23 protein-coding genes, 3 tRNA genes and 1 pseudogene are annotated in these 25,848 nt (G+C 35.7%); 14 read left to right on the forward strand and 13 right to left on the reverse strand.

Features of this window, described 5'->3' with window-relative positions; translation table 11 throughout:
* The first annotated feature begins 8 nt into the window (after positions 1 to 8).
* From LUA91_RS01430 to LUA91_RS01450, 5 genes are all read left to right on the forward strand, one after another.
* Positions 9 to 1,148, forward strand: a complete 1,140-nt coding sequence (locus LUA91_RS01430) for a cystathionine gamma-synthase (protein ID WP_231424170.1) — start codon at positions 9 to 11, stop codon at positions 1,146 to 1,148.
* Positions 1,149 to 1,236: 88 nt separating this feature from the next.
* Complete coding sequence (locus LUA91_RS01435) at positions 1,237 to 2,088, forward strand: TIGR02757 family protein (protein ID WP_231424171.1); 852 nt, start codon at positions 1,237 to 1,239, stop codon at positions 2,086 to 2,088.
* 117 nt (positions 2,089 to 2,205) lie between these two features.
* Positions 2,206 to 2,820: a Crp/Fnr family transcriptional regulator gene (locus LUA91_RS01440; RefSeq protein ID WP_231424172.1), complete on the forward strand. Its 615-nt coding sequence runs from the start codon at positions 2,206 to 2,208 to the stop codon at positions 2,818 to 2,820.
* Positions 2,821 to 3,317: 497 nt separating this feature from the next.
* Positions 3,318 to 4,085 (forward strand): hypothetical protein, encoded by a 768-nt coding sequence (locus LUA91_RS01445; protein WP_231424173.1) that lies wholly within the window; start codon positions 3,318 to 3,320, stop codon positions 4,083 to 4,085.
* A 166-nt stretch (positions 4,086 to 4,251) separates the two neighbouring features.
* Positions 4,252 to 4,899: a response regulator transcription factor gene (locus tag LUA91_RS01450; RefSeq protein WP_231424174.1), complete on the forward strand. Its 648-nt coding sequence runs from the start codon at positions 4,252 to 4,254 to the stop codon at positions 4,897 to 4,899.
* Positions 4,900 to 4,918: 19 nt separating this feature from the next.
* Here LUA91_RS01450 and LUA91_RS01455 read toward each other — a convergent pair whose 3' ends face one another.
* The 5 genes from LUA91_RS01455 to LUA91_RS01475 all read right to left on the reverse strand — a co-directional run bounded on the left by LUA91_RS01455 (position 4,919) and on the right by LUA91_RS01475 (position 8,091).
* The gene (locus LUA91_RS01455) at positions 4,919 to 5,092 is read right to left on the reverse strand and encodes a hypothetical protein (RefSeq protein ID WP_231424175.1); all 174 of its coding nucleotides are present in this window, start codon (positions 5,090 to 5,092) and stop codon (positions 4,919 to 4,921) included.
* Positions 5,093 to 5,181: 89 nt separating this feature from the next.
* Complete coding sequence (locus LUA91_RS01460) at positions 5,182 to 6,153, reverse strand: MlaD family protein (protein ID WP_231424176.1); 972 nt, start codon at positions 6,151 to 6,153, stop codon at positions 5,182 to 5,184.
* Between the two features lie 2 nt (positions 6,154 to 6,155).
* Positions 6,156 to 6,926 carry an ABC transporter ATP-binding protein gene (locus LUA91_RS01465; RefSeq protein ID WP_231424177.1) on the reverse strand — a complete coding sequence of 257 codons (771 nt, stop codon included), beginning with the start codon at positions 6,924 to 6,926 and terminating at the stop codon, positions 6,156 to 6,158.
* A gap of 5 nt (positions 6,927 to 6,931) precedes the next feature.
* Entirely contained in the window at positions 6,932 to 7,735 is an 804-nt protein-coding gene (locus LUA91_RS01470) for an ABC transporter permease (protein WP_231424178.1), read from the reverse strand.
* The gene (locus tag LUA91_RS01475) at positions 7,726 to 8,091 is read right to left on the reverse strand and encodes a hypothetical protein (RefSeq protein ID WP_231424179.1); all 366 of its coding nucleotides are present in this window, start codon (positions 8,089 to 8,091) and stop codon (positions 7,726 to 7,728) included. The genes LUA91_RS01470 and LUA91_RS01475 overlap by 10 nt, the downstream gene beginning before the upstream one ends.
* 178 nt (positions 8,092 to 8,269) lie before the next feature.
* On the opposite strand from LUA91_RS01475, the pseudogene LUA91_RS01480 reads away from it, so the two are divergent.
* From LUA91_RS01480 to LUA91_RS01495, 4 genes and pseudogenes are all read left to right on the forward strand, one after another.
* Positions 8,270 to 8,566 (forward strand): annotated as a pseudogene (locus LUA91_RS01480) (OmpA family protein); the annotation flags it as partial.
* Positions 8,567 to 8,791: 225 nt separating this feature from the next.
* Positions 8,792 to 10,096 (forward strand): DNA polymerase IV, encoded by a 1,305-nt coding sequence (gene dinB / locus LUA91_RS01485; RefSeq protein WP_316795730.1) that lies wholly within the window; start codon positions 8,792 to 8,794, stop codon positions 10,094 to 10,096.
* Between the two features lie 89 nt (positions 10,097 to 10,185).
* Positions 10,186 to 13,203: a DNA polymerase III subunit alpha gene (gene dnaE / locus LUA91_RS01490; protein WP_231424180.1), complete on the forward strand. Its 3,018-nt coding sequence runs from the start codon at positions 10,186 to 10,188 to the stop codon at positions 13,201 to 13,203.
* A gap of 81 nt (positions 13,204 to 13,284) precedes the next feature.
* Entirely contained in the window at positions 13,285 to 13,800 is a 516-nt protein-coding gene (locus tag LUA91_RS01495; protein ID WP_231424181.1) for a YdeI/OmpD-associated family protein, read from the forward strand.
* A 25-nt stretch (positions 13,801 to 13,825) separates the two neighbouring features.
* Here the strand turns inward: LUA91_RS01495 and LUA91_RS01500 are convergent, their stop codons facing one another.
* From LUA91_RS01500 to LUA91_RS01535, 8 genes are all read right to left on the reverse strand, one after another.
* Complete coding sequence (locus tag LUA91_RS01500; protein WP_231424182.1) at positions 13,826 to 14,584, reverse strand: polyprenol monophosphomannose synthase; 759 nt, start codon at positions 14,582 to 14,584, stop codon at positions 13,826 to 13,828.
* A gap of 116 nt (positions 14,585 to 14,700) precedes the next feature.
* Positions 14,701 to 16,203 (reverse strand): peptide MFS transporter, encoded by a 1,503-nt coding sequence (locus tag LUA91_RS01505; RefSeq protein WP_231424183.1) that lies wholly within the window; start codon positions 16,201 to 16,203, stop codon positions 14,701 to 14,703.
* A gap of 1 nt (position 16,204) precedes the next feature.
* Positions 16,205 to 17,974 (reverse strand): peptide MFS transporter, encoded by a 1,770-nt coding sequence (locus LUA91_RS01510; protein ID WP_231424184.1) that lies wholly within the window; start codon positions 17,972 to 17,974, stop codon positions 16,205 to 16,207.
* Positions 17,975 to 18,120: 146 nt separating this feature from the next.
* Positions 18,121 to 19,011: a hypothetical protein gene (locus LUA91_RS01515; protein WP_231424185.1), complete on the reverse strand. Its 891-nt coding sequence runs from the start codon at positions 19,009 to 19,011 to the stop codon at positions 18,121 to 18,123.
* A gap of 33 nt (positions 19,012 to 19,044) precedes the next feature.
* Positions 19,045 to 20,220 (reverse strand): acetyl-CoA C-acyltransferase, encoded by a 1,176-nt coding sequence (locus LUA91_RS01520; RefSeq protein WP_231424186.1) that lies wholly within the window; start codon positions 20,218 to 20,220, stop codon positions 19,045 to 19,047.
* Positions 20,221 to 20,360: 140 nt separating this feature from the next.
* The gene (locus tag LUA91_RS01525) at positions 20,361 to 20,528 is read right to left on the reverse strand and encodes an Arc family DNA binding domain-containing protein (protein ID WP_083488688.1); all 168 of its coding nucleotides are present in this window, start codon (positions 20,526 to 20,528) and stop codon (positions 20,361 to 20,363) included.
* Between the two features lie 2 nt (positions 20,529 to 20,530).
* Positions 20,531 to 21,052 carry a hypothetical protein gene (locus LUA91_RS01530; protein WP_231424187.1) on the reverse strand — a complete coding sequence of 174 codons (522 nt, stop codon included), beginning with the start codon at positions 21,050 to 21,052 and terminating at the stop codon, positions 20,531 to 20,533.
* A 4-nt stretch (positions 21,053 to 21,056) separates the two neighbouring features.
* Positions 21,057 to 21,914 carry an SPFH domain-containing protein gene (locus LUA91_RS01535; protein WP_231424188.1) on the reverse strand — a complete coding sequence of 286 codons (858 nt, stop codon included), beginning with the start codon at positions 21,912 to 21,914 and terminating at the stop codon, positions 21,057 to 21,059.
* Positions 21,915 to 22,104: 190 nt separating this feature from the next.
* On the opposite strand from LUA91_RS01535, the gene LUA91_RS01540 reads away from it, so the two are divergent.
* From LUA91_RS01540 to LUA91_RS01560, 5 genes are all read left to right on the forward strand, one after another.
* Positions 22,105 to 24,111, forward strand: a complete 2,007-nt coding sequence (locus tag LUA91_RS01540; protein ID WP_231424245.1) for an HD family phosphohydrolase — start codon at positions 22,105 to 22,107, stop codon at positions 24,109 to 24,111.
* A 79-nt stretch (positions 24,112 to 24,190) separates the two neighbouring features.
* A tRNA-Ser gene (locus LUA91_RS01545) sits at positions 24,191 to 24,277 on the forward strand.
* 102 nt (positions 24,278 to 24,379) lie between these two features.
* Positions 24,380 to 24,453, forward strand: a tRNA-Pro gene (locus LUA91_RS01550).
* A 58-nt stretch (positions 24,454 to 24,511) separates the two neighbouring features.
* Positions 24,512 to 24,585, forward strand: a tRNA-Pro gene (locus tag LUA91_RS01555).
* 264 nt (positions 24,586 to 24,849) lie between these two features.
* Positions 24,850 to 25,827, forward strand: a complete 978-nt coding sequence (locus LUA91_RS01560) for a site-specific integrase (RefSeq protein WP_231424189.1) — start codon at positions 24,850 to 24,852, stop codon at positions 25,825 to 25,827.
* The last annotated feature ends 21 nt before the right edge of the window (positions 25,828 to 25,848 follow it).

Consider the following 25,848-nt stretch of genomic DNA (forward strand, 5'->3'; position numbering starts at 1 on the left):
AAAAAGAGATGAAATTCGGAACAAAAGCTATACATGCAGGTCAAGAGCCTGACCCAACAACTGGTGCAGTAATGACACCAATATACCAGACTTCAACCTATTGGCAAAAATCGCCTGGCGATAACAAAGGATATGAATACTCGAGGGGAACTAATCCAACACGTAAAGCATTAGAAGATTGCCTGGCAGCTTTAGAAAATGCCAGATATGGTTTGGCTTTTTCTAGTGGAATGGGTGCCACTGATGCGGTTTTGAAACTGCTTCAACCGGGTGATGAAGTAATTACCGGTAATGATTTATACGGTGGTTCGTATCGCATTTTTACAAAAATATTTACAAAATACGGCATCAAATTTCATTTTTTGGATTTATCAAAACCAGAAAATATTTTGCCTTACATCAATGATAAAACTAAATTGGTATGGATTGAAACACCAACAAATCCAACCATGCAGATTATTGATATTGAAGGTGTGGCAAAAATTACCAAGGAGAAAAACCTGATCTTAACAGTTGATAATACTTTTGCTTCGCCTTACTTGCAAAACCCCATTGATTTGGGTGCAGATATTGTAATGCATTCGGTAACCAAATATATTGGTGGCCATTCTGATGTGGTAATGGGCGCATTGATTACAGATGATGAGCAGTTGTTTAAAAATCTTTGGTTTATATACAATGCATGTGGTGCAACTCCTGGTCCGCAAGATTCATTTTTAGTTTTGAGAGGAATAAAGACTTTGCATTTAAGAATGAAAGCGCATTGTGAGAATGGGGAGCGTGTTGCCCATTATCTGAAATCTCATCCTAAAGTTGATAAAATTTATTGGCCAGGATTTGAAGATCATCCGAATCATGATGTAGCAAAAAAACAAATGCGTGGGTTTGGCGGGATGATTTCCATCACTTTAAAAGATGCAGATTTGCAGGAAACATTTAGGATTTCTTCCAATTTTAAGGTGTTTACTTTAGCAGAATCTTTGGGTGGCGTAGAATCTTTAATCAATCATCCGGCAACGATGACCCATGGATCGATACCCAAAGAAGAAAGAGAAAAGGTTGGGGTAACTGATAACCTTTTGCGCTTAAGCGTAGGCGTAGAGGATATTGATGATCTATTGGAAGATTTGGAAAACGCTTTGAAATAGTCGACTGATATAACTTCTTAAGAATTAATTTTGTCATTCAATTGATAGGGATGCCCCGTCAATTGGATGACTTTTTAGTATATAATTAATGGATTTTTTAGATCTTCAAAACTTCCTTGATAGTAAAGTTGACCAATATAATCGCTCAGATTTTATTGAAAACGATCCGATATGTATTCCCCATTTATTTTCTAGAAAACAGGATATAGAAATTTCTGGTTTTTTTGCATCTATTCTAGCGTGGGGTCAACGAAAAACCATCATTAATAAATGTAGGGAATTGTTGAATAGAATGGATAATGCTCCGTATGATTTTGTTTTAAACCATGGAGATAACGATCTGAAAAACCTGCTTAATTTTAAGCACAGAACATTTAACGATACAGATTTACTTTATTTTATCTCATTTTTTAAATCTCATTATTCCAGATTCTTAAGTTTGGAGCAAGCTTTTATCCCAAAAAAAACTCACATAATAACAGAATATATGGAAATGACGAATGAAAATCATTCCACATCATTATCATCATCAGTTTGTTTATCTAGTGAGTTTAGCTTCGGTATTGAAGAGTCATTAAATTATTTCAGGCAGTATTTTTTCTCAGTGGAAGATTTTCCTCACCGTACCAAAAAGCACATATCATCACCAGCACAGAAATCAACTTGTAAGCGCTTGAACATGTTTTTGAGATGGATGGTGAGAAATGATAATAAAGGAGTTGATTTTGGTATTTGGGAAACCTTGAAGCCAAATAATTTGATATGTCCTTGCGATGTCCATGTTGACCGGGTAGGGCGTTTATTAGGGCTTATCAAAAGAAAACAAACAGATTGGTTAACTGCGGTAGAGCTAACTAGCAACTTGAAAAAATTTGATGCTAACGACCCTGTAAAATATGATTTTGCTTTATTTGGGTTAGGTGTAGAAAAAATTTTATAGTGATATTTTAAATTGAGAAAAGTCAATAAAAAATTCTTTTTTTCAATCTATCTTCCTATACTTACATCAGTAATTCTAATAAATATTAGAATTTAATCTATCCCCACTTAATTATAAATGATTGCAGTTAATTTATCTGAAGAAGATAGGTGGAAAAAATATAATAATTTTTCTCCATTAATTTCAATATTTAAAAAATTTCATCCACTCAATGATGAAATAGAAGAGCGCATTAACCAGCATACTTTTCCGATAAGCTATAAAAAAAATAAGTATTTGGTTTCTCCTGTTGATCGGAATAAATATCTTTTTCTTATTGTAAAAGGTGTGGTAAGAGGTTTTATAAAGGATGGAACATCTGAAATTACTACATGGATTTCTAAAGAGAATGAAATAGTTGGAACCATTAGAAATTTGTGGATCGATGGAGATTCTGAAGAATATTTACAAGCGCTGGAAGATGTAGATCTGATTGCTATACCACACGTGCTTTCAGAATACTTGTATGAAAATTTTGCAGAAGCCAATATTGTAGGCAGAAAGATGATGGAAATTTACTACCGCTCTGCAGAAGAACGTGCTTACTTATGTAGGATTTCATCAGCCGAAAAAAGGTATAAGCGTTTTTTGCTTTCTTTTCCTGATTTAATTAACCGTGTATCGTTAAAACATATAGCCTCTTTTTTAGCTATCCGCCTGGAAACCTTAAGCAGGATTAGAGCTAAAATATAATGAATTAAGACTTTAATCAAAGTCAAATTGAAAGCTAAGATCAGTAATGGTCTTAGCTTTTTTTGTTTACATGGAGTAAACACGTTTCCCTTTAAATTTTGTATGGTTAATACTACATGTTAATTAAATGTTGTTGATTTTTATCAAGAAAATCAAAATATTTTAATCAATATTTCCAAAGCTATTTTACAATTTTTTCATAATTATCTACTTTGTAGTATTCGTAATACACTTTTTGACAAATTATGCACAAGTTAATCACTTAAAATCTAGGTAGGGCTTTGGTTGCGAGTGTATAATTTTTAATATACTTTTGCCGCCCCTGAATGATATATCTTGATGTATTATTTAGAGTTAAAATATTTAGTTATCAGATAAATAGCGATTATTTTTTTACTCACAATTTATCAATATTAATAAAAGTTTAACAGGACAAAATACACCCATAATCAGGGTTTAATTGGATTTTTTCACATAATTATTTCCACCTAAGGAAAATGAATAAAGTTTACAGACGCTCATCAATCAAATTAAAGCCAATTCTAATTGTAATTGGTTTAATGTTATCCTTATTAATCCTTACCTTTTCTAAAGCTTCAGCGCAATTTGGTGCATCAGCACTTTATACTGATTATGGTGGTTACTGGACATCAGCTGTTGGAGCAATAAATCCTAAAATGCCAGATAACAGGCACAATCTGTTAGGGTTTAGGTGGAATGGCACAAATTACTCAACTGGTGTTAACGATGTATTATTAGCGAGTAAAATCACCTTCTCACCTGGAACTTATCAGGCATTTCCTGTAAAAAATATTTCTTTGCCAGGAACAGGTTCAAACTTTATTGGTTTAGGAAAGCTGGAAGATGGCGTTGACAATGGCGGTGCATACACTTATTCTGTTCCAGTTACAGTTTCGCAAATTCTAACCCGGGGAATTAGGGGCTTAGACATGGGTTCTTGTATTACCAACATTCCTTCAACCGCACAACCATTAAGTTTTAATTTTGGAGCAATAACCAACGATTCGCAAATAGGTGATGGCGTTCCAGATATTATAATTACCCAGGTGGCTCAGGCGACAGGTGCCCTTGATGAAGTTTATTTCGAGGATGGGAGCGGTAATTTAATTGGTAATAAAATCAGTATTAATCAGGCAGCACTTTCATCTATGGGTAATTGGCTACCAGATTTTACAACCCTGCAAGGTTATAACGGTCGCAACTCTAAATTTCAATTGCTTTTCTTTTATCCGTCCGAATATTAGGATGGCAACATCAAGGTTTTTTAAATAACTTATGAATAATATTATAAATTTGTAGGATAATACTTACAATCGAAATAGATTAAAGAATGTCTTTATTTGAAATAAAAAAAAGACAAATTTACATATAAACGAAACATTTTATTAAATTGCAACATATCTAATTAACATGAAACCAAAGAATACTGGAAGTACCTTTACCGTGCTAATTGCTGATGATCACGAAATTATTCGCAGGGGTTTAAAAAGTTTGATTTCTGATTTTTGGGCAGGAGTAGAAATTATCCATGCATCAACATTAGAGCAGGCTTTAATTGAAACCGAAAAATCGCCAAATTTGATTATTATCGATGTAAATTTGCCTGGTGGCAATAATTTAAAAGTTATCGATCAAATTAAATTGGTGCAGTTAAATGCTAAGATATTAGTGTTTTCTTCATTAAATGAAAACATTTATGCGGTACCATATTTAAAATCTGGTGCATCAGGCTACTTAACTAAAAATGCAGAAGAGTCTGAAATTGTAACTGCAATTACTACCATTTTAGCGGGTAGTCGTTACTCGAGCAGAAATGTTAAAGAGAATATGTTTAATAGCATTTTAGGTAACGATGCAGACAATCCCTTTACCAAATTATCGGGAAGAGAACTGGAAGTTGCCGAATTGCTTACCAAAGGTATTGGTGTTTTGGAAATCTCCAATCAGCTCAACTTACAAATGGGTACGGTAAGTACTTATAAACTTAGGCTTTTTCAAAAGCTTAAGATTAAAAGTATTATTGAGCTTGCCGAAAAAATGAGCATATACGAAAAATAGAGTTTGCTTTAGGCAAACTCTATTTTCTGTTCTTATTTGTAGTGCCAACACCATCTTTCGCTGATTCATTAGGCGTTGATCCCGCATCACCAAATTTTTCTGAAGCACCTTTGCCATTTTGATCAAAACTTGCTTTTTCTTTTGATGTACCTTTAGTTTTACCTTTTTCGGTATCTTTCTCTTTAGTGGCCATAATGTTTATGTTTATCATTCAAACATGGTCACCGAATAAAAGTTTTATTTATTTGGAGAACTTGATAAATAGCTACCGAAAAAAACATGCTATTGATTTTTTATGGAGTCTCTAGCTCTCTTTTTAAAAAATCCACGGAATAAGAAATTGCTTTGTAATGCTTCTAAATCTTCATCGAGTTTTTTACTGCTTTTTTCTAAGTTAAGCATGATTACCCGAACCTGATCGGCAGTTTTTGCATCATTCAGCAATAAGCCCGCAGCGTTGTCACTGCTATTTAATTTACCCGATGCTTTTTCTAAATTAGCTGCCATTACTGAAGCCGACTGCGCTGTTTTTTGCAATGTCGAAGCCGATCTTTCAAGCTTAGCAAACACCGCTGTATCTGTCATCATTTTATCCATCAAACCATTTTTGGTGTTCAGGGTTTTGCCGAAAGTATTCAGGTTTTGAGCAGTTTGAGCTGTTGATGCCGTAATTCTATTCAGGTTGGAAACCATGGTTTTAAAATCCTGAGCAAGTTTTTCATCAGATAAGAGCGCACCTGCAGCACCTTTACCATCAACAAGATTACGGGCTAAAATTTTAAAATCACCTGTTACATCCACCAGGTTTTTGTTATTAACCTGCAGGGTTTTCATCATATCATCAGTAGATAAAGAGCTGTTAACTTTAAGCACATCGCCATCTTCTACAAATGGAAATTTAGGATTTCCTCCGGTGAGTACCACGATTTTATTACCGATTAAACCATCTGCTCCAATACTAGCACCAGCATCTTTATGTATGTACTTATGAACATCTTCTTCAATGCTTAAAAATACGCGTACTTGTGAACTGCCAAAAAACTCAATCTTTTTTATAGTACCTATTTTAACACCCGAAAACCACACATTATTTCCTTTCTTCAACCCTTGAATGTCATTAAAAACTACGCTAAGGGTAAAACTTTTAACGAAGGTTTTCTTTTGGCTGCCTAAAGTAAAAATGGCGAAAACGAATATCAAAATGCCTATGGCGATAAATATTCCTACCGTTATTTTCTTTTTATTGTCGTTCATGGTTATTGTATAAAATTGTAATCAAAAAATGGTTGTGCCTGCGGATCTCCCGAGTTAAAAATATCATCGAATGATCCCTGCCTTTCGAAGTTTCGCTCTACTAACATGGCCACTCGATTTCCGGTTTCTTTAGCGCAGGTTAAATCGTGTGTTATTACAATTGCACTGGTATGGTAGCGCTCCTGTACAGTATTTATGAGTTTATTTATTTCTTTTGATGTGATAGGGTCGAGTCCTGCAGTAGGTTCATCATAGAGCATAATCTCGGGTTTAAGAATCAAGGTTCGGGCAATGCCGATACGTTTTCGCTGCCCTCCAGATAACTCTGATGGCATTTGGTTTATGGTTTGAGATAATCCGACCGCATCAAGCATTTCTTCTACCAGATCATTAACTTCCTGCTTGCCTAAATCGCGGCGGTTTCTCACAAGCGGGAATTCCAGATTTTCTCTCACCGTCATACTATCATAAAGGGCACTATTCTGAAAAGAAAAGCCTACTCTAAGTCTTAAAGCCAATAATTCTTCGTAAGAAATATCATCCACAATGTGATCCAAAACTTTAACCAAACCTGAATCCGGACGGAGTAAGCCGATAATTATCTTAATCAATACAGATTTTCCTGTACCTGATTTACCCAATACAACCAGGTTTTCGCCTTTGAAAAGATCTAATGAAGCGTTTTCTAAAACCTGGTATGATCCAAAAGCCTTATAGAGATTTTTAATCTCGATTACCTTTTCGGTGCTATTTAAAATTTCCTTTTGTATCATACCCATTAGCTATTAAACAAGCTGAAAATTTGTACACAAACCACTTCTTCAATAAAAATGAGGAACATGGCAGTTACTACAGATGAGTTAGCTGCCTTGCCAACGCCTTCAGTACCTTTAGATGAATTGTAACCTTGGTAACAACCTACAATTGCTATGGTAAAACCAAATAGGATGGCTTTAAATGTTGAGGCAATTATATCGAGAAAGGTAATACTTTCCAGTGCGCTTTGAAAAAAGGTAGTTGCACTTGTGCCTTCGTTAACCGACACGTTAAGAAGAGCGCCCAACATGCCCACCATGGCCGTGTAGAATGTTAGTATAGGCATGGTGATGGTTGCAGCCAAAACCCTCGTCGACACCAAAAATTTAAATGGGTTTGTTGCAGAAACTTCCATGGCATCAATCTGCTCACTTACTTTCATCGATCCTAATTCTGCACCGATGCTGGAGCCCACTTTACCTGCTGCAATAAGTCCTGTTAGCAAGGGAGCAAGGGTTCTTAATAAAGCAATACCTACCAAAGAAGGAAGCCACGATGTGGCGCCAAATTCGGAAAGTGACGGCCTAGACTGTTTGGTAAAAACCAGTCCGGTAATAAAACCTGTTGTCGAAATCAACAATGCCGATCGATAACCAATTTCATAACATTGGCGCATTAACTCTTTAAGTTCGTAAGGTGGAAGAAATGCTTCTTTAAAAAAACGGCCAATGAATCGAAAAACATCGTAAAGGTTAATGAACATTTGAGCGAATTTGCCAACAGGTTTTGGATGATCTCTAGGATTTTCCACTTTTTCTATTCCCATCTTGGTGCCTTAGTATTTTTAGTAGAATCTTTTTTTATTTCTGCCTCTTTTTTATTACGGTATTCAAAAACTTTTAAAGTATCAATCGGAGATAAACTTTTGTATAGTACATTGTAATTTGTTGTTAAAGATTTCTTTCGTTCTTTATAATCACCAATGGATATAACACCATCAATGCGATTTTTTTCTAATTCAGATGATTGATCGACTAGCGCTTTAGTGGAATCTACAATTGCATCGTTTGATAGGGTAACCTGTTTATCCACTTTTTCCCCTCCCGAGCCTTGTTCTGGATTGGTGTTATGACAAGCCACACATAATAGCAAAGCAAATGTAAGCGCCAAAAATATTCTCATTTTAAGAATACAGATATGTAGCTCAATTGTTTGTTTAACTGAAAATAATCATTAAAACTCAGTGGTATATCGTATTGGATATTAAAATACCTTGATTAAATCAACTTAAATTCCGTGAAGGTTATAGTTTACAGATTAATTAGAAAATGTTATCAAAAAACTTCTGAACCTTGCCGGTGCTGCTGTTGAGTTAAATGAGTTGGTTAAAATTATGACTGATAATCCAACGATTTGGATCGAGCTTGGCTCACACACCGATAGCCGTGGAAAAGACTCATACAACCTAACACTTTCTCAAAAAAGAGCTGAATCGGCAGTGCAGTATATCATTTCAAAAGGTATTGATAAAAACCGCATCACCGCAAAAGGCTATGGCGAAACGCAATTGGTAAATAAATGTGCCAATGGAATTAATTGTTCGGATGAGGAACATCAATTAAATAGAAGAACTGAATTTAAGATCGTTAAACAATAGCGCACATTAAGAACGCAGCATAGTTTTAATTTTTTAGCAGATGCCTTGATAGAAATATCAGGGCATTTTTTTTGATTTTTTTAAGATTATTCAAATTTTAAAACATTCGATAAAACTAAAAATGTTAGTATTTTGTTAATAAATTGAACTGCGGTATGTTATTTAAAGCTAAATATATTAGTAATTTTGGTTTGTAAAAGTGGTAGTAACTGAAATTCGAAAACGATGATGGACAAGGACAAACATATTATTCACATGGATCAGGATGCATTTTTTGTTTCAGTAGAATTAAGGAAAAATCCTGATTTAATTGGCAAGCCTGTTGTTGTTGGTGGAAATTCCGATCGGGGCGTGGTTACATCCTGCAGTTATGAGGCTCGTAAGTTTGGCGTACACGCGGCAATGCCGGGCAGAATGGCCAAACAACTTTGTCCGCAGGCTATTTTTTTAAGAGGCAATATGGAAGAATACTCCAAAGCATCACACGAAATTACTGAAATTATTGCCGACCGTGTTCCGCTGTTCGAAAAGGCCAGTATTGATGAACATTATATCGATATGACCGGCATGGATAAGTTTTTTGGATGCATGAAGTTTGCTTCCGAACTTCGCCAAACCATTATTAAAGAGATGGGTTTACCCATTTCTTTCGGCTTATCAGTTAATAAAACAGTATCGAAAATTGGCACTAATGAGTGCAAACCAAATGGTGAATTAGAAATTCCTTTTCCAAAAGTTCGCGGATTTTTAAATCCTTTGGCGGTGCATAAAATTCCCGGTATAGGCGAAGCCACTTTTAAAAAACTAAGTGAAATGGGCGTTCGTAAAATTCAAACCTTGGCCGAAATTCCTCAGGATTTAATGTTCAAAATTTTGGGTCAGCATGGTTTGGGGCTTTGGCAAAAAGCAAACGGAATCGACCTTTCGCCGGTGGTGCCTTACAGAGAACGAAAATCGATAGGTACCCAAACTACATTTGAAAGTGATAGTATGGATATCTCAAAAATGAAAGCCATATTGAGTGGCATGGTTACCAATTTAACTTTCGATCTCCGAAGTCAACAGAAGTTAACCGCTTGCATTACCGTTACCATTCGTTACTCCAATTTTGAAACCGTAACCCAACAGGCCCGAATTCCATACACCGCACTCGATTCTTTTTTAATTACCAAAGCACACGATTTATTTAAAAAGCTATACACCAAACGAATGCTGTTGCGCTTAATTGGCGTTAAACTTTCACATTTGGTTAGTGGTTTTGAGCAAATTGGTTTGTACCACACTTCAGAAGTAGAGTACGATTTATATCAGGCGATGGATAAAGTTCGCAATCATTATGGCGTAGAATCGGTGGTGAAAGCCTGCATCGTTAAGCAACCAGAAAAAGATAAAAATGGAAAAATTATCAAATACAATCCTCGAAAAAAGAAGTCAATTGATGAAAATGGAAGCGGCGAAGAGCGGAAAAGATCGCGAATAAGAACTTTTATAAATACTGATTTGGGCACAGCAACTAAGTTAGATGGATAGATTTCCAGGTTGGAATCGGTTGGCTGAAAAAGTGTATTGGTTATTTGTGTAAACTGGTTAATTGTGAAATTCGATAACTGAAAACTGAAATGTTTCTCAATGTACATTCTTCATATAGCTTAAAATATGGAACGATTGATGTCAAAGGAATCGTAAAGCAAGCCCGTGCTTTAGGAATTCATCAATTGGTATTAACTGATATTAATAATTCTACGGGTGCTGTGGAATTCATCAGAGAGTGTTATAACCAGGAAATTGCCAAAGCAGCAGATGAGGTGCAGAATGGTAACACGCCATACCAAATCAAACCAATTGCTGGTATTGAGTTTCGAAAAGATAATCAACTTCTGTATATCGGCATCGCCCAAAACAAAGAGGGAATGCGTGAACTCAATGAATTTTTGAGCAATCATAACATTAACGGGAGTGTTTTGCCTGATGATGCACCCAACCTTCAAAATGTCTTTTTCATCTATCCCTTTACAAAAATATTCAAACGGGATTTGAAACCAAATGAATTTGTTGGGGTTAAAAGCAAACAGTTAAATTTTCTTTATAAACATGCGCTACTTCAGCATAAAGAAAAAATGGTGGTTTGGCATCCTGTTACAGTTAGCAACAAAGTCGAACATCGCTTACATGAGTATTTAAGGGCCATTGAATTAAATACACTTTTAACTATGGTACCAAAGGATGTAAAGTGCGATGAAGATGAATTTTTAATTGCTGAAAATGAGCTTAAAAATAAATTTGAACGCTTTCCTTTTATTATAGAAAACACTCAGAAAATGATTGATGCCTGCGATTTGAGCGCCTATTTTGAGCCAGGGCCACAACCCAAATCGAAGAATAGGTTTTCATATTGTAAAGAGGGTGAGGAATTTGATAAAAAATTACTCAGAAAAATTGCAGGTAAAGGATTGGAATATCGTTACGGAAAAAATGATCTCGTGGCCAGAGAGCGAATGGAAAAAGAGCTCCGCATTATCGAACTCAAACATTACTGTGGTTATTTTCTAATTACTTTTGATATCATTAGATACGCCATTGGTAGGTGTAACTTTTATCATGTTGGTAGGGGGTCTGGTGCGAACAGCATTGTGGCCTATTGTTTACGCATTACAGATGTAGATCCCATCGAGTTGGATTTATATTTCGAACGGTTTCTTCACGAAAAAAGAACAAGTCCGCCAGATTTCGATATCGATTTTGCCTGGGATGAAAGGGAAACTATCCAAAAATACATTTTTAAAAAGTACCCTAAATGGCATGTAGCTTTTTTAGGAACCATGAGCACTTTTAAAGATCGTGCAATTATTCGCGAAATTGGTAAGGTGCTTGGATTACCAAAAGGGGAGATTGATAGCTTTACCGACCCAACTAGGGTGGCCGAAAATCAAAAAAATGCTACTTACAAAAAACTGGTTGCCGTGCATCAGCACATGCAAAATATGCCCAACCAAAGATCCATTCACGCTGGTGGAATTTTAATTTCTGAAGAACCCATTACATATTATACGGCTTTAGATCTGCCTCCCAAAGGATTCGTAACGGTACAATGGGATATGTATGAGGCCGAGGCAATTGGTTATGAAAAATTCGATATTTTAAGTCAACGTGGAATTGGTCATATCCGCGAAGCAGTACATATTGTAAAAGAAAACTGCGGTAAGAATATTGATATTCATGACTTTAAAACTTTTAAACACGATCCTAAGCTGAATGGTATTTTACGGGAAGGACAGCCCATTGGATGTTTTTATATTGAATCGCCAGCCATGCGGCAATTGCTAAAAAAACTGAAATGTGAGGATTATTTAACACTCGTTGCTGCAAGTTCCATCATTAGGCCTGGGGTGGCCAGTTCTGGTATGATGAAATCTTTTATTGAGCGTTATCATGCGCCTGATAAGGTTGTTTATTTATGCGAAGAAATGGAAATTCGATTGAAAGATACCTATGGCGTAATGGTTTATCAGGAAGACGTTATTAAGGTTTGCCATTACTTTGCAGGTTTGGATTTGGCAGATGCTGATGTTTTACGCAAAGCGATGAGTGGAAAATATCGCTCAAAACTTGCTTTTGAAGAATTGGTAAACAAGTTTTTTATTTCTGCCCGAACAAAGGGGCATAGTAAAGAGCTTATTGCCGAAGTATGGCGACAGATTTCTTCTTTCGCAGGGTATAGCTTTTCAAAAGCACATTCTGCATCGTTTGCAGTAGAAAGTTACCAGAGTTTATACTTAAAAACCTATTATCCAAAAGAATTCATGGTGGCGGTTTTGAATAATTATGGTGGGTTTTATACGCGGTGGGTGTATGTGCATGAGTTGCAAAAAACTGGGGCAAAAGTACATTTACCTTGTGTAAACCAAAGTGATGAAGTAGTAAATATTCGAGGAAATGACGTTTACCTGGGTTTTGTAGGCGTGCAGGGTTTGGAAAATAAGTTTGTGGAAACTATTCCTCTCGAACGTAGATTAAATGGACCGTTTAAAGACCTTGAACAATTTGTGAAACGAACTCAAATTACCTTAGAGCAAGCCATTTTGCTTATCCGTTTAGGTGCCATGAGATTTACGGGGAAAGATAAAAAAACTTTGCTTTGGGATATTTATAATTATCTCGGACACAAGCAAAAACGGTTAAACGCTACGGAACTTTTTAATATTGAACATAAGGAATATGCATTGCCAATGCTTGAAAATTCTGCACTGGAAGATGCTTACGTGGAATGGGAACTATTAACGTTCCCGCTAAATTATAATATGTTCGATTTTTTAAAAACCAGCTATAGGGGCGATGTAATGGCTACCGATATGAATAAGCATGTGGGCGAAACGGTTAGGATGGTTGGTAATTATGTGTGCGAAAAAACAGTGCATACCATTAAAAACACTAAAATGTGGTTCGGTACTTTTTTAGATAAAAACGGCGATTTTTTTGATACCATACACTTTCCCAATTCAACTCCTATGTATCCATTTAAAGGAAGAGGTTGCTATTTAATATTAGGAAAAATTGTTGAGGATTTTGGTTTTCAAAGTGTGGAAGTTTTAAAGTTTGCTAAGCTGGATATTATGATGAATCCGGTAGCGGTTGATTGATATGAGCCGATTAAATTTCTATTCGGCTCATAAAATGGCTATTTTTTGAGCCGAATAATAATTTTTGCTATTTTTAAATCCATGATTAACCTAAAAGCCGAAATAGAAAAATTCGATAAAATGGGAGAGAAAACAGGCTGGAGTTATGTTTTTATTCCAGCTGTAACAGCTCATCAAATCAAACCAAATTGTAAAGTTAGTTTTAGAGTTAAAGGGAGAATTGATAACTTGGAAATAGGTGGAATGGCTACCGTACCAATGGGAGAGGGTGATTTTATTTTGGCATTAAAAGCCGATCTTCGGAAAAAACTTAAAAAAGAAGCGGGAGATAAAATAGAGTTGTGGCTAGAAGAAGATAAAGATTTTAAAATTGAAATGCCAGAGGATCTGGAAGTTTGTTTGACTGAGGAAAATGGATTATTGGCATTATTCTTACAGCAGCCAAAATCTCATCAAAATTATTTTATTAAATGGATTAATGAAGCTAAAACCGAAGCTACAAGAACCAAACGCTTAACCATGACGGTTATAGCAATGGAAAAAAAGCAGGATTTTGGTGCAATGATTAGAGAAAGCCATGCGAAGAATAAGTCTTAAATCAAGTGATCCAATACTTTCAACTTTAACCTTCAACTTGGAACTTTGAACTTTTCGCTCTACTGTAATTTCTAAACCAGCTGCTCACTTTCATTTGGATCACACCTAAAAAAGCCTCTCTAAAAATTTTAGTGCTCATTTTCGATGTGCCTTCAGTTCTGTCGGTAAAAATTATTGGAACCTCTACAACTTTAAAACCAAACTTAATGGCTGTAAATTTCATCTCAATTTGAAAAGCATAGCCTACAAAGCGTATTTTTTCTAGCGGAATTGTTTCCAAAACTATTCTGAGGTAACATTTAAAACCTGCTGTAGCATCCTGAATAGTGATTCGGGTTATAAATCGAACATACATAGAAGCGAAGTAAGACATTAAAACACGCCCCATTGGCCAATTGACTACATTTACCCCCCTCACATACCTCGATCCAACTGCAACATCTGCTCCTTGAATACAAGCATCTCTTAATCGCGAAAGATCATCTGGGTTGTGGGAAAAGTCAGCATCCATTTCAAAAATATATTGATATTTTCGCTGCAGTGCCCAATTGAAGCCATAAATATATGCGGTTCCTAATCCTTGTTTTCCGGCACGTTCTTCGATAAAAAGATGTCCATCATATTCAGATTGTAAAGATTTTACAATATCAGCCGTTCCATCAGGAGATCCATCATCAATAATAAGCACATGAAATGGCTGGGTTAATGAAAATACCTTACGGATAATCTTTTCAATATTTTCCTTCTCATTATAGGTTGGAATGATAACTAAACTGTCTGACACTATTAATTTACGGTTTTAGAATGATGAAGATTTTTTGAATGGGCGAAATTAGCTATTAAAAACCAAAAGCCGGAAATTTTATTTCTGGCTTTGGTTAAATATGATAAAAATAAGTTTTACCTAACTTCTCCCATTAACTTTTTAACCAATTGAGAAAAAGCAATTAATGCTACACCAGCAATTAATGAATAAAGCGCAAGTGATTTATATCCCTCGGTGTAAGCCACCAATTTAGTCATTAATGAAGCGTTATCTATGCTCGACATTTCCGCACCTAATTTTCCTGCAGCCAACTGACCGAATGCACTAGACAAAAACCAGAGGCCCATCATCATTCCGAACATTTTCTTTGGAGAAAGTTTGGTAATAATCGACATTCCTATTGGACCCAAGCAAAGTTCGCCTAAAGTAAGCAGGAGATAAGCCAAAGTGAAAATATTTAGGGAACTGATGCCTTGATCGTTTGCGAAAAATCTTGTCGCATAAAACACATAAAAACTCAATGCCAATAATAAAAACCCAATACCAAATTTTACCACTGTATTTGGTTCAATTTTTCTTTTGTACATGCCAATCCATAGTAAGCCAATTAAAGGACTGAATACAATTACAAAAAATGAATTCACGCTATTGTTTACCACATTTGGGTCGATATTAAAAAACAACAAACTGTGATCTAAATTATCTTTTGCAAAAAGCGATAAGGAGCCACCACTTTGTTCTGATATGGCCATAAAAATGAAGTAGCAAAAAATAAATACAAAAGCAGCAATCAATTTGTATTGTGCCTTAATATCTTTAATCATCGCCGTCTCATAAATGAAATAAATCATCGCCACAATGCCTATGGTATACATGAAATAATCGGTATAAGCGGTATTTTTTACCATTACAAAAATTAATGGAATACAAAGCAAAGAACCCACGTACACGGCTATTTCATAAGCTGTTCTTTTGGTTTTTTCTAAATTTAATAATGGAGAATTACCAATAGGGCCTAAATATTTTTTGGTAAAAATAAAGGTTCCTAAACCGAATGCCATTACAACTGCGGCAGAAAGAAAGCACAAATGCCATGAAACGTATTTACCTAGATAGATACACATTGCACCGCCCAAAAGCCCACCAACGTTTATACCAGCATAAAAAAGTCCGTAACCGGCGTCTCTTCTGTTATCTTTTTCGTGATAAAGCTCACCAACCATTGAAGAGATATTGGGTTTAAAAAAGCCTGTTCCGATAATTGATAGCGTAATACCCACATAAAATAAATCCTGCGGGGAAAAAGCAAGGATTAAGTTTCCAATAATCATTAATGATCCACCCCAGAAAAGGGATTTTCTAAAACCTAAAATTTTATCGGCGAATATTCCTCCTATAAAGGTAAATGCATACACGAACGCTTGTATAGCTCCATATTGAAGATTCGATTTTTGATCGGTTAACCCCAACTGATCAACCATGAAGAAAGCTAAAACGCCACGCATTCCGTAAAAACAGAAGCGTTCCCACATTTCTACCAATGATAAGTACCAAAGTTGTTTTGGGTATTTACCGTCAAAATTTTGAATTGCTTCTAAGGTTTCTATAGAAGGTGTTTTTTCTGTCGCGATTTGCATGCTATTTAACTCCGTGCATAAGTTTTTTAATGATAGGCGTAAGGAGCATGATGAATATACCTAAACCTATTGGTATTAATGTAAAAATTAGGAAGAACGTAGACATGGAATATTGCGCCGTGATTTTGTCAATCATTCCGCCCATAGTTCCTGCAATTTTATTTCCGATTGCGATTGCCAGATACCATATTCCAAACATAATCCCGATCATTCTTCCTGGAACCAGTTTTGAAACATAAGATAAACCTACCGGAGAAATAAACAGCTCGCCCATGGTATGAAAGAAATAAGCTAAAATAAGCCAGATCATACTCACTGATGCTACTTTTGCACCAGGAGGAATAGAGCTTGAACCATAAGCTAAAGCTGCGAAACCGATTCCCAATAAAATCATTCCTAATCCGTTTTTAACAGTTGCTGTAGGATTGAATTTACTTTCCCATAGTTTGGAAACAATTGGTGCACAAGAAATGATGAATAAAGAATTTAATACGCCAAACCAGGTTGCAGGAACTTCCGCTTGAACATCTGCATATTGGTTTTTAAGCATGTAAATTACCAACGCCCAGATAATGGCGAAGCCTGCAGCTAAAATAATGTTTCCTAAAGCAAATTTTGCAAAGGTTTTTCTGAATAAGCTGAAAAGTACGTAAGTAATAATCACTAAAGGAATAATAGTAATTAATGTATTGGCAATATTAAACATGATTTTTGCATTGCCTTCCAGCAATCTGGCGGTATAATCCTTTGCAAATATGGTCATTGAACCACCAGCCTGTTCGAAAGATGCCCAAAAGAAAATCGTAATAAAGGCAAGAACAATAACCACAATCATTTTATCCCGGAGCTGTGGTGTGTATTGTGCAATTCTTTTAATCAATATGAAAATAAATAATGCCAATGCAATAATAATGGCAAAATTATCTCCAGTCAATTTCCCGATTGTAAAGTTGAATACAGTTGTGCCGGTAATTTTAGAAACAGGATCGTTGATAATCCAAACCAAACCTATTATTGAAATCAATCCAATTAAAACGATATCGAAAATCGAAAAAGGATTCTTTTTGGCTTCTTTTGGATCCTCATCTTCATCAACAGTAACATTATTTTTTTCAGGCTTTAGGCCAATTGAACCAAAAATATTTTTAGTGAAATAAAACTGTAACATCCCAACAAACATAAATATACCAGCTAAGCCAAAACCGTAGCTCCAGCCCCAGTTTGGATTTTCACCAATATAACCACATAACAACATTCCTAAAAATGCTCCAGAGTTAACACCCATGTAAAAAATGGTATATGCTCCATCTTTTTTCTGTGGATGTTTTTTGTACATATGTGATAAAATGGAGGTCATGTTTGGTTTAAAGAAACCATTACCCGTTACTAAAAGGCATAAGCCTAAGTACATGAAAATCGGGTTAAATTCGAAGGCCATTGATAAGTGACCAAGTGTCATTAACAAGGCGCCAACTATTACAGCCCATCTGTAACCAATAAATCTATCGGCAATAAAACCACCTAAAATGGGTGTTAAATAGGCTAAAGAAGTGTAAGATCCATAAATGGCTAAAGCATGTTCTCTAGGCCATCCCCATCCTGGGTTATCGCCAAACATAGATGATGTTAAAAACAAAACGAGCAACGCCCGCATACCGTAGTACGAAAATCTTTCCCACATTTCGGTAAAGAAAAGCACAAATAATCCTGCCGGATGACCCAATACTTTGCTGCTAAAGAAATCGTCTTTGGTTTCAATGGATGTTTGCATAAAACATTTGTTGGTTTTAGTTTATGAATTCAGAATTTGTGTGTTGTTTAAGCTAGTTTGCGAGGCGCAATATAGGCAGTGAATGGCAAACTCACAAATTTTAACAGATAGCGAAAGGTAATGATATTGTTAAGGATTGTAAAATGCTAAAACTTTCTAATGGGTTTCACATTCTTCTTCGGATCGGCATAAAGTTCGTCCATGGCATTAGGATCATTGTTAAGTTCCAATCCCTCTTGAAGTTTCAGCTTACCTCCAATCACTTTGAACCCATCAAAAGTTCCGTCAGATCCATAATATTCAAATCGGCCAATCATTTCTGAATCGAAAGGAGCAAGGTGGTCAAATACAATCATGTCAGCTTTTTTATCAGATTTCAGAAGCATTGCGTTCGATTTGGTGTATTCGAAAATAAATCTATTTTTATCTTTAATGTTTTTTCCGTCGAAAACAGGTGCTCCAAAAGTTGCCTTATCTTTATTGAAAGATAATATTTCAATTACTTTTTTAGTAGTAGTTTGATTGTTACCCTTCCAGCCCAACAAAACGTAATAAGGTAATCTGCTGCCGCTGGTAACAGGAATGACCTCGTAATATCGGGCACCAAACCATTTTTGGTTATCAGTTACAATATTTGGATCATTTAGGTTTTCTGTTTGATCAATCAGCGGAAAGAGTTTCAATGGATTGCTGTTCATTTGAATGGCACCATAGTAACGATATGTACCATTTTCCAATTGCAAGTACCAGCTGATTATTCGGAATGCCTGATCGGGAGATTTAACAACCGAAACATTTTTTAGTGAATCAAATGCATAATTAAATGAATTTGGAGATTTTAAGGCATCTAAAAGGCTTTTAACAAATTTGCCATTTAAAGCTAGTTTTTTAGTATCAAAGGCTTCTGCATTAGCAGCATTCGAAATTTTAATAAGTGTATCTTGAAAAACATCAAGTTTTTGAAAACTTTGCTGCGCCCTAACGGTAAGGCACAACAAAGCCATCATCAATAAAAGATATAGTTTTTTACTTTTCATTTATAAATAAAGATCGCAAATAAAGCTTCGATATTATAATTTTTCAATCACAATGGCACTTGCACCACCGCCACCATTACAAATTCCAGCTACTCCAATTTTGCCTTTATTTTGTTCTAAAACTGAAAGTAATGTAACTACAATTCTAGCGCCTGATGCACCAAGTGGATGACCAAGTGAAACCGCTCCTCCATTTACATTTACGGTATTATCTGCTAAGCCTAGTAGTTGATTATTGGCGATTGAAACAACCGAAAAAGCTTCATTAATTTCAAAATAATCAACATTTTTTATATCGATGTGTGCTTTATTAAGGGCCAAAGGAATTGCCTTAGATGGTGCTGTGGTAAACCATTCGGGTGCCTGTTGTGCATCAGCATATCCCAAAATTTTAGCTAAAGGTTTAACGCCCAGCTCCTTTGCTTTATCTGCACTCATCAATACCAATGCTGCAGCACCATCATTTAATGTTGAAGCATTTGCAGCAGTTACGGTTCCATCCTTTTTAAATACTGGTTTTAATCCGGGTATTTTTTCAAATTTAACAGCGGTTGGCTCATCATCAGTATCAATTACCGATATTTCTCCCTTTCTATCCTTTACTTCAATTGTAGTAATTTCGCTTGCGAATTTCCCTGCAACTTGTGCCGCCTGAGCTCTTTTATAAGATTCTATGGCAAAATTATCTTGATCTTCGCGTGTAATATTACATTCGCTTGCACAAAGTTCTGCTGCCGATCCCATATGATAATCGTTATAAACATCCCACAAACCATCTTTTACCAAACCATCCATTACCTGACCATGACCCAAGCGGTAACCATTTCTTGCCTTATCCAAATAGTAGGGTACATTACTCATACTTTCCATGCCTCCAGCTAAAACAATATCATTATCTCCATTGGCAATGCTTTGAGCGGCTAGCATGATGGCTTTAGTTCCCGATGCACAAACTTTATTAATAGTTGTAGCAGGAAGATCTGGTAAGCCAGCAAATTTTGCGGCCTGGGTTGCAGGCGCTTGTCCTAAATTGGCAGATAATACATTGCCCATATAAACTTCTTGTATATTTTCTGGCTTTAAACCAGCTTTTTCTATAGCGGCTTTAATGGCAAAGCCACCCAATTGCGTAGCAGAAAACTGACTTAAAGAACCACCAAAGCTTCCGATGGGCGTTCTTGTAGCTGATACAATTACAACTTCTTTCATGAATAAATATTTTTATGAATTTTTGGTTAGGTTGCTAAGTTATACATTTTTTAATATTGCACTAACGAATATGCTGGCATTTTAGCGTGATTCATTCACAACGATTTTGCGAAAAAAAAGCTGCAAATCTGCAGCCTTAGTTATTCTTCTTTTGCCTTTCCCTTTTTTCTTGATTTTAATGCTTGGGTAAGGAGGAACTCAATTTGCCCATTTGTGCTTCTAAATTCATCGGCAGCCCAGGTTTCTACTTCTTTTAATAAAGCAGGACTAATTCTCAAAACAAAAGCTTTTTTATCTTTTTCTGCCATCCTTAACTTATTGCTCGTATTTGATACCTCGTTTTTAAATTGATAAGGAACAATTCCATTTCTTCAATTTTATTAGAACTGAATAAAAGTTTCTTTCCATTTTTAAATACAATTTGTAAACCTTTTGATTTGTCATTCAGAAGATAGGCCTTATCATTGCGGTTAAACCAAAGCCGGTTTTTTACGCCATATCCGCCATAATCTCCAAAAGCATCGTATTTTGTGATGAAAGCATTTTCTACATTATTCCATTCAATTGGGGTCAATTTTGTTTTAAAAGGAAAGTATTTATAAAAAATCCCATCCTGATTAATTTTTAATGTCAAAACATTTTTTTGAATGAGATATACTATAAGGAACGGAAGTAAAATAGCCCATATAGGGGCGAAATAAGCCTGTTTTAAATCCTGAAAATTCATTCCTCCTTTATCGAAAAGCACAATAGAACCCACCATAATGGCATCAACACCTATTAAAATATAGAGCCACCATAAGTTTAATTGCTGTTTTTCTTCAAATTCCATTGCCTTAATTATATAGCGTTCCGGTATTTACCACAGGTTGAACATGGCGATCTCCACAAAGCACAACCAATAAATTACTAACCATTGCAGCTTTTCTTTCTTCGTCTAAATCAACAATTCCTTTTTGAGATAATTTTTCCAAAGCCATTTCAACCATACCTACGGCGCCTTCAACAATAAGTTTTCTGGCCGCAATTACAGCGGTAGCTTGTTGTCGTTGTAACATGGCACTTGCAATTTCCGGTGCATAAGCCAAGTGCGAAATTCTGGCCTCTAAAACTTCAATTCCTGCTCTCGATAACCTTTCATTTAATTCATTCTCTAATAATTCACTCACCTTATCTGCACCATCCTTCAAAGTGATGCTATCCTCTTCTCCCTCAGAATGATCGTAAGGGAAGATATTTGCCAAATGCCTTACAGCCGCTTCACTTTGAATATTTACATATTGCATGTAATTCTCTACCGAAAAAACTGCCTTAGCTGTTTCATTAACTTTCCACACCACAACAGCTGCAATTTCAATCGGATTGCCCAATTTATCGTTAACTTTTAATTGCTGTCCGTTAAGGTTGTTAGCTTTCAGCGATAATCTTCTCTTCGCTGTAAGCGGATTTACCCAGAAAAATCCATCAGCTTTAACTGTTCCAATGTATTTTCCAAATAAAGTTAAAACCATAGATTGATTTGGATTTATGATTAAGAAGCCAGGAAAAATTAAGAAGATATCTATGGCTAATAGCAAACCGCCCCATAAAAAGTTCTCTGTAACGAAACAAAAAATCGATGCACCTAAAAGTGCTAAACATAATACGAAGGTTAAATAACCCGAAGGAGGGCTGATAATTTTTTCCTGATACATAATTGATATTAATTTGATATCATAAAGTAAAATATAAAATTTGGTAATTGCAAACAAAATCTCTAAAATGTATATTAGATAAAAATGTTAATTTTGAAAGCACAATAATCTTATCGTTTTGGCCAAAATCAAGAAAAATTCACACAAAATCCTGTACCGTAAATATTCATCAAACCTTAAATATGTGATGATGATTTTTACCGTCTTTATCATTACACTTTTTCTTCCTAAGCAGCCACGTTTTAGATATGAGTTTGAAAAGAACACCGTTTGGAAAAATAAAGATTTAATTTCTCCTTTTAGCTTTGCGATATTAAAGACCAATCCGCAGGTTAGTAACGATAAAAAAAATGCCCTAAAAAATATATTACCGGTTTATCAGTTCGATAAATCCATTTCTGATAATGCTTTAGAAGAATTTTCAAATGATTTTGATATCAAATGGAAATCCACACAACTTGATGAAAAAGATCGTTCGCAGTTCAAAACCGAAGCTTATAATCTACTGAAAATCATTTATCAAAAAGGTGTTGTCGGTTTAAACGTAAAACATCAAGGCGGCGCAAAGCATTATGATTTTTCGTTAATGGAAAACAATGTCTCCAAAACGAGAAATACACAAGATGTTTTTACTGCCGAAACAGCACTATTATTTTTTAAGGCAAACTTTAAGGCTACGAATCAGGTCATGGTCGATTTGGTGACAAATTTAGCAATGGATCACATTGTGCCAAATATTGTTTTTGATGAAAGATTAACGCAGGTGATCAAGGATAATACAATAAATAATATTTCTACTACCAAAGGAATGGTGCAAAAGGGAGAATTAATTGTTGCTAAAAACGATGTAATTGACGAAGAAATTTATCAAAAACTCGAATCTTATAAAACAACTTATGATGCCCAAACAAAAACCATAGGAAGTAGAATGCTTGTTTATGTAGGTCAGGTGGTTTTGGTCAGTTTTATTTTAACCATTTTAATGTCGTTCCTATTTCTGTTTAGGAAAGATATTTTTGCCGATAATCGACAACTGTCGCTAATACTCATTGTAACAACAGGCATGTTGCTGGCGCTTACCTGGGCAATTAAAATGGAAATTCCAAGTTTGTATTACATTCCATTCTGTGTGGTTCCGATTATAATAAGAATACTGTTTGATACCCGTTTAGCACTTTACCTTCACATGTTGGTAATTCTTATTGCCGGTTTTTTTGTCGCAAATAGCTTTGAATTTGTGTTTTACCAGGTAACTGCTGGTATGGTTGCCATATTTAGTATTAAAAATTTTGTAAAAAGGGAACGATTTCTCGTTTCGGCCATGTTTATTCTTTTATCATATTTCGTGGCATTTGTCGGCATCGCTTTACTACGTGAGGGAAGTTTTCGGGAAATCGAGTGGATAAACTTCGTTCCTTTTGTTTTTAGTGTTTTATTGTCTCTCTTGGCCTATCCATTAATTTACCTTTTCGAACGTATTTTTGGTATCACTTCCGATGTGGCTTTGATAGAACTTACCAATACCAATAACAAATTACTTCGCGAGCTGGCCTTTAAAGCACCTGGAACCTTTCAGCACTCATTACAGGTTGCAAACTTAGCAGAGGCTGCAATATTTAAAATTGGTGGTAACTCTGTTCTGGTTAGGGCAGGAGCACTTTATCATGATATTGGTAAAGTTGATAACCCCCAATATTTTATCGAGAACCAGAATACGGCAGTAAGTCCGCACGATAAATTGCCTTACGAGCAAAGTGCACAAATTATTATTCAACATGTGCACAAGGGAATTGAGATTTTAAGGAAAAATCAAATTCCCGAAGCCATTATTGATTTCATTCGGACACATCATGGAAATACTCGGGTAGATTACTTTTATCAATCCTTCTTGAAAAACACGCCCGAAAAATTCGTTGATGAAAACATTTTTCGATACCCTGGGCCGATACCTTTTAGTAAAGAGCAAGGGGTATTAATGCTCGCAGATTCTGTCGAAGCAGCGTCAAGAAGTCTAAAAAATCCCGATGCGCAGAACATTAATGACATCGTTGAAAGAATAATTAACTACAAATTGGAACAAAATCAATTAGATAATTGCGATTTAACATTAAAAGATATTGAAACTATCAAATTGATTTTCAAGACGATGCTGATGAGTATCTATCATGTGCGAATAGATTATCAACAAGTTTTGTAATTTTTTTTTGTAGAATAGGTTGTTTTACTATATTTGCAGACCTCAAAACAACGTCGGTAGGACGAAAAATGAGGAAGTTGGAGAGGTGCCTGAGTGGCCGAAAGGAACAGTTTGCTAAACTGTCGTACTGGTAACGGTACCGCGGGTTCGAATCCCGCCCTCTCCGCGAGAATAAAAAATATTTAAGCAAAAAAATTGATTTATCATTTTAAAATCGTTTCTTTGCCAACCCTTCGAAAAAGGGTTTAACAAAAGAAGATACCAAGTTCGGGATGTAGCGTAGCCCGGTATCGCGCCTGCTTTGGGAGCAGGAGGTCGTAGGTTCGAATCCTGCCATCCCGACAAAAAGTTTTAACCTACTTTTTCAAAAAAAGGTTTAACAAAAGGTGATACCTAAGTTCGGGATGTAGCGTAGCCCGGTATCGCGCCTGCTTTGGGAGCAGGAGGTCGTAGGTTCGAATCCTGCCATCCCGACACTTACAGATACAAATCGTATCAAAAACCCTCTAAATGGTTCATTTAGGGGGTTTCGTGTTTTTATTGGTATCAGTTTAGGTAAAAGAATATCAAACTTTTTTTACCAAATCCAATACCAGACTTTTCTCAGTATTATTGTTCTCTCAACAAAATCGAAATTTTTTTAGACATATTTTTTTTAAACAAAACTACCATATCCGTATATCCATTTTTTATCTGCTTTTGGTATTGGATTTGGTAAAAAAAGATGGAGGAAATTCGATGAAATCTCATCACAGTTTTAGTGTTAATTTCTACATTAGAAGTGACAGGAAGGCCTTTGGGGTCGCTCCTTTGTATGTTAGAATTACGGTTGATGGAAAGATGGTTTATTTTTCTATAAAAAAGTCGGTGGATCCATCACAATGGAACCAAAGAGCTCAGAAAATGAAAGGAAATTCACCAGAGAATAATTCTGTGCGTGACAGAATGCGACAAGTTCTGAACGATATCAATGTTGCTTACGATGAACTACGTTTTCAGAAAGAGTTGGTAACAGCAGAAAAGATTAAAATCAAAGTGGAAGGCGAGGAGCAGGGCAAGTCATTAAAAGACTTAATTAAATACCATTTCGATCAACCGGGTAAATTACTAGCTACAGGCACATTAAAAAATTACTATTCCACAGAGCGATTTCTATCAGAATTTTTAAAGAGAAAAAAGTTATCAGACATTCAGCTCGGAAGAATAGATTTTAAGTTTATTACTGATTTTGGCGTTTATTTACGAACTAAAGCACCTGATAAAGGACAGAGACCTTGCACTAACAATACAGTAATGAAACACGTGGAAAGATTTCAGAAGTTGATGGGGCTTGCGTTAAAATTTGGCTGGATTTTGAGAGATCCTTTCCTTCATTTTACTCGAAAACTTGTGACTAAAGACCGCGAGGTTCTTAATGATAATGAATTGGCTTCAATTCAACAGGTAGATTTGCCCGATACTGTTCAAGCTGTTGTGCGTGATAGGTTTATTTTCAGTTGTTACACTGGGCTTGCTTACAGTGAAATCAGCTCCCTTGCTTCCCATCACATTACGACTGATAATGAAGGAGGTGTCTGGCTCGTGATGCAAAGGAAGAAAACATTAAATACCAATGGGCGAAGTTTTCATGTATTGGTACTACCAGTAGCCATGGCTCTGATTCAAAAATATAAACTATCTCCTGAAGCGATCAATAGGGAAACAATTTTCCCCTGACCTTCGAATCAATACACAAAC

Source organism: Pedobacter sp. Leaf250 (assembly GCF_920984735.1).
GTDB lineage: Bacteria > Bacteroidota > Bacteroidia > Sphingobacteriales > Sphingobacteriaceae > Pedobacter.